This is a genomic window from Sphingomonas sp. F9_3S_D5_B_2 (genome assembly GCF_054263715.1).
In genome coordinates this window covers 176,180-187,978 of record NZ_JBSZFB010000004.1, presented here as the reverse complement: position 1 = coordinate 187,978, position 11,799 = coordinate 176,180, and the positions used below count along the sequence as shown (strand labels likewise).

The 11,799-nt window shown below is 65.6% G+C and carries 15 protein-coding genes and 1 pseudogene; 8 read left to right on the top strand and 8 right to left on the bottom strand.

Going from position 1 to position 11,799, the window contains the following annotated elements; genetic code table 11:
* Position 1: 1 nt before the first annotated feature.
* A complete protein-coding gene (locus ACUXST_RS12170) occupies positions 2 to 334 on the bottom strand; it encodes a DUF2218 domain-containing protein (RefSeq protein WP_458390251.1) in 333 nt (110 codons plus the stop codon).
* A gap of 86 nt (positions 335 to 420) precedes the next feature.
* Here ACUXST_RS12170 and ACUXST_RS12165 point away from each other — a divergent pair, with 86 nt between their 5' ends.
* A complete protein-coding gene (locus ACUXST_RS12165) occupies positions 421 to 1,008 on the top strand; it encodes a cytochrome b (protein ID WP_458390250.1) in 588 nt (195 codons plus the stop codon).
* A gap of 14 nt (positions 1,009 to 1,022) precedes the next feature.
* Here the strand turns inward: ACUXST_RS12165 and ACUXST_RS12160 are convergent, their stop codons facing one another.
* Both ACUXST_RS12160 and ACUXST_RS12155 read right to left on the bottom strand, forming a co-directional pair.
* A complete protein-coding gene (locus tag ACUXST_RS12160) occupies positions 1,023 to 1,247 on the bottom strand; it encodes a PilZ domain-containing protein (RefSeq protein WP_458390249.1) in 225 nt (74 codons plus the stop codon).
* 124 nt (positions 1,248 to 1,371) lie between these two features.
* Positions 1,372 to 3,138, bottom strand: a complete 1,767-nt coding sequence (locus ACUXST_RS12155) for a fatty acyl-AMP ligase (protein WP_458390248.1) — start codon at positions 3,136 to 3,138, stop codon at positions 1,372 to 1,374.
* Positions 3,139 to 3,242: 104 nt separating this feature from the next.
* Between ACUXST_RS12155 and ACUXST_RS12150 the strand changes: the two genes are divergently transcribed.
* From ACUXST_RS12150 to ACUXST_RS12130, 5 genes and pseudogenes are all read left to right on the top strand, one after another.
* Complete coding sequence (locus ACUXST_RS12150; RefSeq protein ID WP_458390247.1) at positions 3,243 to 3,794, top strand: regulatory protein RecX; 552 nt, start codon at positions 3,243 to 3,245, stop codon at positions 3,792 to 3,794.
* Positions 3,795 to 3,835: 41 nt separating this feature from the next.
* Entirely contained in the window at positions 3,836 to 4,498 is a 663-nt protein-coding gene (locus ACUXST_RS12145; RefSeq protein ID WP_458390246.1) for a cold-shock protein, read from the top strand.
* A 95-nt stretch (positions 4,499 to 4,593) separates the two neighbouring features.
* On the top strand, positions 4,594 to 4,956 hold the full coding sequence (locus ACUXST_RS12140; RefSeq protein ID WP_458390245.1) for a DUF192 domain-containing protein: 363 nt from the start codon (positions 4,594 to 4,596) through the stop codon (positions 4,954 to 4,956).
* 75 nt (positions 4,957 to 5,031) lie between these two features.
* Positions 5,032 to 5,415, top strand: a complete 384-nt coding sequence (locus tag ACUXST_RS12135) for an NADH:ubiquinone oxidoreductase subunit NDUFA12 (RefSeq protein WP_458390244.1) — start codon at positions 5,032 to 5,034, stop codon at positions 5,413 to 5,415.
* Positions 5,400 to 5,795, top strand: a pseudogene (locus tag ACUXST_RS12130) (DUF2155 domain-containing protein); the annotation flags it as partial. The gene ACUXST_RS12135 and the pseudogene ACUXST_RS12130, both read left to right, overlap by 16 nt.
* A 35-nt stretch (positions 5,796 to 5,830) precedes the next feature.
* On the opposite strand, the gene aat reads toward ACUXST_RS12130, so the two are convergent.
* The gene (aat, locus tag ACUXST_RS12125; protein WP_458390243.1) at positions 5,831 to 6,559 is read right to left on the bottom strand and encodes a leucyl/phenylalanyl-tRNA--protein transferase; all 729 of its coding nucleotides are present in this window, start codon (positions 6,557 to 6,559) and stop codon (positions 5,831 to 5,833) included.
* 56 nt (positions 6,560 to 6,615) lie between these two features.
* Positions 6,616 to 6,978 (bottom strand): arsenate reductase (glutaredoxin), encoded by a 363-nt coding sequence (gene arsC / locus ACUXST_RS12120; RefSeq protein WP_458390242.1) that lies wholly within the window; start codon positions 6,976 to 6,978, stop codon positions 6,616 to 6,618.
* A 192-nt stretch (positions 6,979 to 7,170) separates the two neighbouring features.
* On the opposite strand from arsC, the gene ACUXST_RS12115 reads away from it, so the two are divergent.
* Positions 7,171 to 7,740 (top strand): hypothetical protein, encoded by a 570-nt coding sequence (locus tag ACUXST_RS12115; protein ID WP_458390241.1) that lies wholly within the window; start codon positions 7,171 to 7,173, stop codon positions 7,738 to 7,740.
* Between the two features lie 19 nt (positions 7,741 to 7,759).
* Positions 7,760 to 9,145, top strand: a complete 1,386-nt coding sequence (locus ACUXST_RS12110; protein WP_458390240.1) for a L,D-transpeptidase scaffold domain-containing protein — start codon at positions 7,760 to 7,762, stop codon at positions 9,143 to 9,145.
* Positions 9,146 to 9,148: 3 nt separating this feature from the next.
* Here the strand turns inward: ACUXST_RS12110 and ACUXST_RS12105 are convergent, their stop codons facing one another.
* From ACUXST_RS12105 to accB, 3 genes are read right to left on the bottom strand one after another with little or no spacing between them, the layout of a single operon-like run.
* Positions 9,149 to 9,847, bottom strand: coding sequence for an energy transducer TonB family protein (locus tag ACUXST_RS12105; protein ID WP_458390239.1), 699 nt, complete (start codon positions 9,845 to 9,847; stop codon positions 9,149 to 9,151).
* A gap of 44 nt (positions 9,848 to 9,891) precedes the next feature.
* Positions 9,892 to 11,256, bottom strand: a complete 1,365-nt coding sequence (gene accC, locus ACUXST_RS12100; RefSeq protein WP_458390238.1) for an acetyl-CoA carboxylase biotin carboxylase subunit — start codon at positions 11,254 to 11,256, stop codon at positions 9,892 to 9,894.
* A 14-nt stretch (positions 11,257 to 11,270) separates the two neighbouring features.
* Positions 11,271 to 11,771 (bottom strand): acetyl-CoA carboxylase biotin carboxyl carrier protein, encoded by a 501-nt coding sequence (gene accB / locus ACUXST_RS12095; protein ID WP_458390237.1) that lies wholly within the window; start codon positions 11,769 to 11,771, stop codon positions 11,271 to 11,273.
* Between the last annotated feature and the right edge of the window lie 28 nt (positions 11,772 to 11,799).

The following is an 11,799-nucleotide window of genomic DNA, read 5'->3' as shown; positions in this document are numbered from 1 at the left end:
CCTATTTCCAGTCGAACTGGAGTGGTGCTTCGCGAAAGGCGAAGCGGTCGAGATGCCGTTGTACCGCGCCCTTGAGACCTTCGAGCTGTTCCGCGTCGGAGGCCTCGACCTGCACCTTCAGGCTCTCCGGCTGTGCATCGAAGGTGACGAGGCCGTCGCCCGGGTGATCGGCGCCGCGCGCGTCTCGCGGGAACACGACAGTCCCGTGGTCGGGCGTGAAATCGACCTTCAGATTGTGGCTCCAGTGCTTGCAGAGCTGCTGGAGGTAGCGGCTTGCGCTGGCTGTCGGAACGAGAGCGGCGGCGGAAAATTGCGTGGCGGTCAAGTTGGTCATCGCCCAGAAAGATATATCTTAGTGCGCTCGTTGCAAGCCTTTTGCGAATCACTTGCAATAAAGTTTTGACGGAGTAGCAGGCCAGCATGACCGACCGGACTTCATTCGACACCGCGACGCGCATCGTCGCTGCCGATGACGGCACCAATTATGACAATGTCGCGGTGACTCTTCACTGGCTTACGGCACTGCTGGTGCTCGCACAGTTCATCCCGGCGATCACCTGGGACTATTTTTCGCACGAGACTGCGGAAACGCTGGAGAGCGTCCACGTGTCGCTTGGCGTCCTGCTGACCGCGGTGATCATCGCACGCATCGTCTGGCGGCTCATGCCCGGTCACCAGGTTTCGTCACTGGAAGTCAATTGGGTGCGGCTCGCTTCGAAGGGCGTCCACTACCTGCTTTACCTGTTGCTCGTTGCTCAGGCGGCGCTCGGTTTCGCCTTCCGTTGGGCGCAGGGGCATCCGGTGAGCTTTTTCGGCCTGTTCGCCTTTCCAAGTCCTCTGGGGCTGGTCGACAAGCCCACGCGGCACACGCTGCACTTTCTGCATGAGAAGCTGGGCTGGGCGATCGTGATCGTCGCCTTCGGCCACGCTCTGGCAGCGCTCTATCACCATTACGGGCTGAAGGACCGGGTCCTCCAACGCATGTTGCCGAGCGCACGGCGCGGCTGACCGTTCAACGCAAACTACAGGCTGCCGTAGTCGAGGAACTGGCCGCCAGCGGTTCCGGGCAGGGCCCAGCGGATCTGGGCGCGGACGCTCCCCATGCGGGGCAAGGCGATGCTGACATGCTCGCCGATGCGAAAGGTCTCGTCGCCGTTGAGGCAGCAGCCCTGGTCGGACACGTTGGTCAGCTTCACCGTTACGCGGGCGCCGTCCTCACGAAGGACTATGGCATCCACCGAAACCATGTTGCGGTCTGTGCGACCGACCCAGCCTTGACCGCGTCCCATATCCAAACCTCGCCCGAGCTAGGTTTAACCTAGGTTAGCACGCGTGAAAGAAGGCTTAAGCGCTCGTTACCGTGAGCCGGGCTCAGGCGGCGATGTCGTAGGGCTGGATTTCGCCAGACAAGTATAGGCTCCGCGCTTTGGTGCGGGACAGCTTGCCGGAGCTGGTGCGCGGCAGGGTCCGTGGCGGGATCAGCTCGACCACGGGGCTGATGCCGGTAATCGCACGCACCCGTTCACGGATGTCGTCGCGCAGCCGTCCACGCTCCTCAGGATCGGACACGCGGCAGTGGACGAGCACCGCGGGCGTTTCCTCACCGGACGGGCCGGTGATCGCGAAAGCGGCGATGTCGCCCGATTTGAACCCGGGAAGCTGCTCGACCGCCCATTCGATGTCCTGCGGCCAGTGATTGCGGCCGTTGATGATGATCATGTCCTTGGCGCGGCCGACGATGAAGATGTAGCCGCCCGACAGATAGCCCATGTCGCCGGTATCCAGCCAACCATCCGAGCTGAGGCAGGCGTCGGTCGATTCCGGATCGCGGAAGTAGCTGTGCATGACGCTGCTGCCGCGCACGAACACCTTGCCGATGCCGCGGTCGGGCTGAAGCTCGCCATCCGCGTCGCGGATCTCGATTTCCATTCCGGTGACCGCGCGGCCGCAATTGACGACGGCGCGATAGCGGCGCGGACGCTCGCCGGAGCCACAAGTACCGCCGGAAAGCTCGTTCTCCTCGACCAACTCGACGCGAATGCCTTCGCCGGGCGGCATCAGGGAGACCGCCAGCGTGGCCTCCGCGAGGCCGTAGCTCGGACAGAATGCGCTGGCCTTGAACCCGGCTTCGTCGAAGCAGTCGACGAAGGCCTGCATCACGTCGGGGCGGATCATGTCCGCACCGTTGCCGGCGATCCGCCAGCGCGAAAGTTCGAAACGGTCGGCGGCGCGCGTCTGCGAGCTCATGCGGCGCGAGCAGATGTCATAGCCGAACGTCGGCGAATAGCTGACGCTGGTGCCCGGATTGCGGCTGATCATGTCGAGCCAGGCCAGCGGCCGGCGCGCGAAATCCTCGGTCTTGAGGTAATCGGCGGGGAGTTGCAGCGCCACGGGCGACAGGAAGCAGCCGACCAGGCCCATGTCGTGATACCAGGGCAGCCACGAGATGCAGCGATCGGTGTCACGGATCTTCAGGCCGACGCCGTGGGCGTGCAGGTTGGCGAGCAGCGCTTCGTGGGTGACCGCGACGCCGTGCGGGAAACGGGTCGAGCCGCTGGAATATTGGAGATAGGCGATATCGTCCGGCTTTGCCGGCGGAAGCTCGCCGGAGGTCTCGTCGAGGCTGGCGATCGTTTCCCAGGCGCGTGCATCGACGCCGCGCTGGATGGCTGCATCGCTGCAAAAGCCCTCCAGCTCCGCCGGAAACAGGAACAGCTTCGGGTCGCAGCTGTCCAGCTGGATCTTGAGCTGCGCGATATAGGCTTCGCGGCCGCCGAAGCTGGTCGGCAGTGGCAGCGGAACGGGAAGCGCTCCAGCATAGACCGCGCCGAAGAAGCAGGCCGCGAACTCGACGCCCGTTTCGGCTACGAGCGCGATGCGGTCGCCCGGAACGACACCCAGTCCGACGAAGCGGCGCCCTGCCGCCAGTGCATCGTCGCGGAGCTCGGAGAAGGGGTAGGCGCGGGTGAGCGTACCACGGGCGTCGTGGAAGTTGAGGCCCCTGCGGCCCTTGGCGGCATAGTCGAGCGCTTCACCAAGCGTGCGGAAGTCGGCAATGCGCCGCGGCAAGCTGTCGATGGTCGGCGTCGCCCCCCCGGGCGCAAGATCAGTTCGCTGGTCTGCGTGGCGGTCTAGCACGCCATCCCTTCCTACATTGTCGCACTCTCGTGCGCTGCGAGCCTGCAACGCCTGTTCCTGATGGTTCGAGAGTGTGGCACAAAAAAGACGTCATGGCTGCAAACATGGACCGTCGGAAGCTAGCCCCACTGGACGAACAGGGGCTGAACAGCCTTGCGTTGCGCTATGTCGAGCGCTTCGCGACGACCCGGGCGAAGTTGCGTTCCTATCTCGATCGCAAGGTGCGGGAGCGCGGATGGGCCGACGGTTCGCCGCCCGACATCGGCGTAATCGCCGAGCAGTTCGCAGAACGGGGCTATGTCGACGACGCGGGCTATGCCCTGGCCAAGTCGCGGTCGCTGACCGGACGCGGCTACGGCAAGCGTAGGCTGGGCGACGCGCTTCGGGCAGCGGGCGTGGGCGAGCAGGATTCCGAGGCCGCGCGCCTCCATGCGGAGGAGGAGGCGGTGACAGCGGCGATCCGCTTCGCCGAACGCCGTCGGATCGGGCCGTTCGCGCGCAGCGCTGCAGCGCTTCCGGCCGAGCGGGACAAAGCGCTTCGAGCAATGGTTCGCGCCGGCCATGACTTCGCTCTTGCCCGCGCGATCGTCGCAATGGGCCCCGTGACCGACCCTGATCGGGACGCGATTGCAGAGCAGTTGCGGACTCTTTGTTAAAGTCGGTTTGCCGACAGACTCGCCCATGTTAATAGGGGAACGTGCCACGGGTTGATGCGAAGCTTGATCGAGAGGATCCTGCCGGCCTGGATCAGGCGGAGCCCGCCGCCGCGGCTGCAGCTCCCGACGCAGATTCGGACGCCGTTGCTCCCAGCTTGAATGGCGACAGCGAACTCCCGCCGATAGTCGGACGGGTGAAGTGGTTCGACGCGACGCGTGGTTTCGGCTTCCTCGTCTGCGACGAGCTTGAAGGCGACGTGCTGCTCCATTTCAGCGTGCTTCGCGAACATGGGCGCCGCAGCGTTCCCGAGGGTGCGGCGGTCGAGTGCATCCCTGTCCAGCAGGCGCGCGGGCTGCAGGTCAAGCGAGTCATTTCCATCGATCTGTCCACGGCCTTGCCGCCGCAATCGCGCTCCTCCATTGGGACTCGCGAACGCGCCGACCGCAGCGCTCTTGCCGAGCGCGCCGGTGAGTTCGAGCCGGTGGAGGTCAAATGGTTCAATCGCGTCAAGGGTTATGGCTTCCTCATTCGCGTCGAATCGGCGGACGAGGACGTGTTCGTGCACATGGAGACGCTGCGCCAGGCGCACCTGGGCGAGCTCCAGCCGGGGCAGCGCGTGGAAGCGCGGATCGCGGACGGGGGCAAGGGCCTGACGGCAGTGGAAATCCGCGGCGAGCTGGCCCAGCCTTCATCGCTCTACTGATCGGCGCTGCCTTCGCTGCCTGCAGCCCGCAGGCGCCCGCCGCCGAAGCGGCTGCCCAGCCGGCGGGCGGCCAAGCCCAATCGGGACTCCAGGAGGTGCCGCTGATCATCCATTCGACCACCGGCGATCACCGCTTCACCGTCGAGGTTGCCGGCTCGCCTGAACAGCAGGAACGCGGACTCATGTTCCGCACTTCGCTCGCCGGGGACCGTGGGATGATCTTCCCGTACGACCCGCCTCGCGACGCGTCGTTCTGGATGAAGAACACGCTGATTCCGCTCGACCTGGTGTTCATCGACGCGAACGGCCGCATTGCGCGGATCGCCGCCAACGCTGCGCCGATGTCCCTCGACCCGATCCCGTCCGGCGTTCCGGTCAGCGGGGTCCTCGAAATCCGTGGCGGACGCGCAGCCGAGCTTGGCATCAAGGAAGGCGACAGCGTCAGCTGGACTCTTTGACTGGGAGCGCAGGTCAAGCGGCAAACAGACGTCGCGCTTGCACTCTCAAGGCGGACGCGGCAGAGGCCCATGTCCATGGGTTTCTGGTCGAAAATGTTCACCTGGTGGAACGGCGCGACGTTCGGCACCGCCCTGTTCACGCGTCTGCACGGCAACGAGGTCGGCCGCGACGATGCGGGCAATGTCTATTACGCGAGGGGCGGTAGCAGCCCGCGCCGCTGGGTAATCTACAATGGCGCCAACGACGGCAGCCGCGTGCCTCCGGAATGGCAGGCATGGCTGAAGGGCACGATCGAAGATCTGCCCGAAAAGGCACTGCCGCCGCGCCGAAGCTTCCACAAGCCGGCGGAAGCGAACCTGACTGGCACGATGGCGGCATTCCGGCCCGACGGATCGCTTGGCAGCGGCCGAATCCGGCCTGCATCGACCGGCGACTACCAGCCATGGATCCCCGAATAAGCGTGCAGCTGCGAAGCGCTGCCCTGCTGACGATGGCGGCGGCTGTCGCGGGTTGCGGCAAGCAACCGGCGCAGCAGCAGGCGACGGCGCCCGTCGTCACGAAGGGTACAGCGCCGACCGGCGTCAACCAGCCAGGCGTAACGCCGATGGCGCAGAGGGTGGCGGTTATCGCCATCCTCAACAAGCGCAACTCGCTGGTGCAGAACGTCGCTCTTCACCCCGGCCAGTCCGTCCGCTGGAAGGACGTCGTGGTCCGGCTGCGGGCCTGCGAGACCACGGCGCCGTGGGAGCCGGAGAAGCTCACGGGCGCGTTCGTGCAGGTCGACGTGATGCGTCCGGACCGCACGTTCGGACGGGTGTTCTCGGGCTGGCTCTACAAGGAGTCGCCGTCGCTCAACACCGTTGAGCACCCGGTCTACGACGTGTGGCCCAAGAGCTGTGTGATGACATATCCGCCGGGAGCGCCTGCGCCGGCTGCGCCCGCGACCTCCAGCAACCTGTCTAGCGCTCCGAAGTCGACCGGCTCTGCAGGCAAGCGGCCGCGCGCCACTGCGCCTGCTCCGTCGCCGCCTCCCAGCGCCGCCGCCAACAACCCGACGTAGGTCTCGCGCGGGACGGTCACTGCCCCGAGCGAGGCGAGGTGATCGGTCAGGAACTGGCAGTCGAGCAGCATGAAATTGCCGGCCTTGAGGCGAGCGACAAGCCACGCCAGCGCCACCTTTGAAGCGTCGGTTTCGCGGCTGAACATGCTTTCACCGAAGAACGCCCTCCCGAGACTGACGCCATAGAGTCCCCCGACCAGCGCGGGGCGCTCGCCGCTGCCGCTCCAGACTTCGATGGAATGGGCGTGCCCCGAAGCGTGCAGGGCATGCATTGCGTGCTCGATGTCGGCGTTGATCCAGGTCTCCTCGCGGTCGGCGCAGGCGGCGATGACCGCGCCGAACGCGCGGTCGCGGCTTATGGTGAATGCGCCGCGCTGGATCGTCCGCCGAAGCGATCGCGACAGGTGGAAAGCGTCGAGCGGAAGGATCGCGCGGTTCCGGGGCTCGACCCAGAAAAGATCCTGCGCATCGCGGCTGTCGGCCATCGGGAAGATGCCGGTGGCATAGCCCTGAAGCAGGAGGCGCGGATCAAGCCGACTCATCTCGCGCTACGTAGTCGGGTTCAACGGCTCGCGCGAATGCCTCAACGCAAGCGCTGCTAGAGGATTTCGCGGACCCGTTCCTGCGGGCGGCACAGGCGGACGCCCTTGCCGGTCTCGACGAGCGGGCGCTCGATCAGGATCGGGTGGCGGACCATCGCGTCGAGCACCTCATCGTTCGTCACGTCCGGGCGCGTCAGGCCAAGCTCCGCGGCGAGTGGCTCCTTGGTGCGAAGGCCCTCGCGCGGAGTGATCCCGGCGCGCTTGTAGAGCCGTGCCAGGTCCTCGCGGGTCGGCGGATTTTTCAGATATTCGTGGATCCACACGTCCACTCCTGCGTCGCGAAGAAGATCGAGCGTTTTGCGCGACGTTCCGCATTTCGGGTTGTGGTAGATCGTCGCCTTCTGCGCCTGCTGAATCATGGACGTAGGCTAAGCCGCGGCCGCGCCAATGACCAGCTAGCGAGTTTTTCGGTCCGCCGCAGAAGCAGCAAACATTGTCGCGGCTGCGGAACGATGACTGCAAATCGTCGTTTCCTGCCCTGCGACATGCGTTTCAGCGGCGATTGAGTCACTGCGCATGTCCCGGCAGCTCAACGAAACGGGAGAAAGACTATGCGGAAATCCATTCTGGCGCTCGGATTGGCAACTACTGTCACGCTCAGCGCGTGCGCAAGCAATCCTGCGGTGACCCGCGATGCGGCCATTGGCGGCCTCGGCGGCGCTGCTGTCGGTGCGGTGGTTCCTGGCATCAGCACCATCGAAGGCGCTGCGGTCGGTGCTGCTATCGGTGGTCTCGCCGGTGCCGCCTGGGCCGACAACAACAACGACGGATACGTCGACGGCTATGTCTACAACGGCCAGTATTACGCCGGACAGCCGCAGGGCTATGATCCGGGCACGCGCAGCGTGCTTGGCAGCGCTGCTACTGGCGCTCTCGGCGGCGCAGCGCTCGGCGCGGCTGCTGGTGCGGTCATCCCGGGTGTCAGCGTCCTGACCGGCGCCGTGATCGGTGCGGCCGTCGGCGGTCTCGCCGGCGCCGTTTGGGCGGATCGCAACAATGATGGTACGGTGGACGGATATGTCTACAACGGCCAATATTATGCGGGCGGCCCGAGCAACACGATGGCCCCTGCGCCTGCTCCGGCCTATTCGACCCCGGTGCGGAGCGGCGAGCGCGGCTAAGCTCTCGATCGGAGTTGAAGTGAAGTTATTGCGTAACGCGTGCACCGGCCATGTGCCGGTGCACGTTTTCAAATCAATTGGCGGAGTTGCGGCGGCCCTCGGGCTTGCCGCGGCTCCGCTTTCGTCTGCCCAGGCTGCTCCTGCTCCTGCTCCTGCTCAGGTGCAGGCTGCGGCGGCAGTCCCAACCCGCCTGAGTACGTTCGACTTCTATCGGGCACGAGGCGGTGCGCCGCTGTGGCTGGCGCCGTCCGCCGGCACTGCAGCGCAGGACCTCCTCGCGCTGCTCAAGAGCGCCGACGTCGATGGGCTGAATCCGGACCGGTACGGCATTGCCGTGTTGGAGCAGGCGCTGGCAGCCGCACGTGGCAGCAATTCGAAAGCTGCGCAGCGCGCCGATATCATGCTGAGCCAGGCCTTCACGGCCTATGTCGGAGACCTGCGCCATGATCCTGGCGTCGGCATCACCTATGTCGATCCGCAACTGCTTCCGACGCCGCCGAGCCCGATGACGGTGCTGACGGAAGCTGCAGCAGCGCCATCGCTCTCCCAATATGTGCGCAGCCTCGGCTGGATGCATCCGATTTACGGCGAGCTTCGCTCTGCGCTGACAGAGAAGAAATATGCCGACGACAAGCAGCGCGACCTGCTCCAGGTCAACCTGCAGCGGGCGCGGGCACTTCCCCCGGGCAAGCAGAAATATGTCGTTGTGAATGCCGCGCAGCAGCGGCTCTACATGTACGAGAATGGCCGGGTCGTGGACTCGATGGTCGTCGTCGTCGGCAAGCCGAAATGGCAGACGCCAATGCTGACCGCGAGTATCCGTTACGCCGCCCTGAACCCTTATTGGTACGTGCCGCCGGATCTCGCCGGTGAGGATGTTGGGCAGTTCGTGATCAAGTACGGCCTGCCGTACCTCGACAAGATGGGGTACCAGATCGTCTCGGACTGGAGCGACAATCCGACGATCCTGGACCCCAAGACCGTCGACTGGAAGGGTGTCGTCGACGGCAAGGTCGAAGTGATGATCCGCCAGAAGCCGGGCCCGCAGAATTTTATGGGGCGGATGAAGTTCATGTTCCCCAACAAGTTCGGTGTCTACCTGCACGATAACCCGCGCCGGGACCTCTTCCAGAAGTCGGCGCGATTCTACAGCGGGGGCTGCGTACGGCTCGAGGATGCGGCGCGCCTCGGGCGCTGGCTGTTCGGGCGCGATCTCGACTGGCAGGCCGCCGGACCCGAACAGCCCGTGCCTCTGGCGCGGCCGGTGCCGGTCTACATCACCTATATGACGGCCACGCCCGACGAGGGCGGCGCGATCGCCTATTACGACGACGTCTACCGGCGTGATGCGGCGCAGCTTGCGACCTTGTCTTCGAACACCGGCGGTTCCGCCGTCGGGCGCTGAAGGTCAGCGCCGCCGCCAATTCGGGAAATAGGTGATGTCCTGCGATACGGCGCGGCCATCGGGGTCGCGGGCCGGGGTGAACCGCACGTAGCGATCGGTGAGCAGGCAGACGAGCGAGTCTGTCGTTGCGTCGCCGCTGGACCGTGCGATCCGGCAGTTGCTGACGCTTCCGTCCGTTGCGACTCGGATGGTGACTGCAACTTCTCCGCTCGGCATGCCCGCTGCCGCGAGCTCGCGATACTGTGAGCTGGGGATGTTGCGGATCAGACGTGCCGGCGTGAAGCCCGAGTAGTCGGTTCCGCCACCGCCGGTGCCCACGCCGGTCCGACCGGCACCGGTCCCGCCCCCTGCGGTCGAAGCACCCGAGCTGGACGCGCTTCCCTGTCCAGCGCTGCGGGCTGCCGGCACCGGAGTGCGGACTGGGATCTTTGGCCGCGGAGCCACCACCGGTGAGGCCTGCGCCCTCGGCGCGGGCGCGCCCGCAGCCTCCTTCGCCGTGCGTGCCTGCTGCGGGGGCGGCGGTAACGGAGGCGGCGGGATTTCGCGGATGTCGAACGTTTTCAGCTTCTCGACAGCCTGACGGACCTTGTCGACGTTCAGGCCGGACAGGATTACCGCTGCCAGCACGCAGTGGATGGTTACCACTGCGGCAATGGCGCGCGCGCGCTCCGGCCGGTTTACGTTGCCGCTGTAGCTCGTCATTGATTCGGGATCTCTGTCCACGAACGCAGCTTACGACCGAAAGTTTAGCTTTCGTCGTCGCTCCTGTTTTGTCGCGACAGCCAGTCCTCCAGCCACTTGATCGTATAGTCCCCAGCCAGGAACTCCGGATCCCGAACGAGGCGCTGGTGAAGCGGGATGGTGGTCTTCATCCCCTCGACGACGAACTCCTCCAGCGCCCGCTTGAGGCGCATGATGCAGCGTTCGCGCGTGGTGCCGTAGACGATCAGCTTGCCGATCATGCTGTCGTAGTAAGGCGGCACCCGATAACCGGTGTAGAGCCCGCTATCGACGCGCACGTGCATGCCGCCGGGCGCAACGTAGTTCTTCACCAGGCCGGGAGAGGGGGCAAAGGTCTCCGGATCCTCGGCGTTGATGCGGCATTCGATGGCGTGGCCGTGCAGCTTGATCTGGTCCTGCCGGCAGGACAGGCCTTCGCCGGAGGCCACCCGGATCTGCTCGCGGACCAGGTCGATGCCGCTGATCATCTCCGTGACCGGATGCTCGACTTGCAGGCGGGTGTTCATCTCGATGAAGTAGAATTCGCCGTTCTCGTACAGGAACTCGATGGTGCCGGCGCCGCGATAGCCCATTTCGGACATCGCCTTGCGGACCACCTCGCCCATGCTGGCACGCTGTTCGGGCGTGAGCACCGGCGAAGGCGCTTCCTCGAGCAGCTTCTGGTGGCGGCGCTGGATCGAGCAGTCGCGCTCGCCGAGGTGGATCGCGCCGCCTTCCCCGTCGCCGAACACCTGGAACTCGATGTGGCGCGGATCGGCGAGATACTTCTCCATGTAGATGGTGTCGTCGCCGAATGCGGAGCGCGCCTCGGACGAGGCCTGGCTCATCGCGCTTTCCAGCTCGTCGCGGTGCTCGACCACCTTCATGCCGCGGCCGCCGCCGCCGGACGCTGCCTTGATCAGGACCGGATAGCCGATCTCTTCCGCGAGCTCTTCCGCCTGGGCGAGGCTGGTGATCGCGCCGTCGGAGCCCGGCACGAGGGGCAGGCCGAGCTTCGCGGCAGTGCGCTTGGCCTCGATCTTGTCGCCCATCGTCCGGATATGCTCGGGCTTTGGGCCAACCCAGATGATGTTGTGAAGCTCGACGATCTCGGCGAACTGCGCGTTCTCCGAGAGGAACCCATAGCCGGGGTGGATCGCGTCCGCGTGAACCACTTCCGCGGCCGAGATGATGTTCGGGATGTTAAGGTAGGAGTCGGTGGCCGACGGCGGACCGATGCACACGGTCTCGTCGGCAAGCCGGACGTGCATCGCGTCGGCATCGGCGGTCGAGTGAACCGCGACGGTGCGGATGCCCATTTCATGGCAGGCGCGGTGGATCCGCAGCGCGATCTCGCCGCGATTGGCGATGAGCAGCTTCTGGATCTTCATTGGGCTGGCGTCGCTTAGCCGATGACCATGAGCGGCTGGTCGAATTCGACCGGCTGGCCGTCGCTGATCAGGACTTTCTTGATGATGCCGCCAGCTGGCGCAGTGATGGGGTTCATCACCTTCATCGCCTCGACGATGACAAGCGTGTCGCCCGCCTTCACTGCGTCACCGACCTCGGCGAAGGGCTTGGCGCCTGGCTCGGGCCGAAGATAGGCGGTGCCGACCATCGGCGATTTCACGGCATCGCCCGTGATTTCGTCCTGGCTCGCATCGGCGGCCGGGGATGCGGACTGCGATGCTGCAGCCGCCGGAGCCGGAGCTTGCAGCGCCGGAGCGGAGGTGTGGAAAGCCGGCGCTGGCTCGCGGCTCACCTTGATGCGCCGGTCGCCGTCCTCAACTTCGATTTCGGTCAGGCCATTGGCGCTGAGGAGCTCGGCGAGCTCACGCACCAGTCCGGGGTCGATGCGCATCGCGCCAGCGGCGTCGCGCGTGCTCCCGTCCTTCGGTTGTGGCATTGCTGGTTCCCTGTCTGCTCTTGGCGGT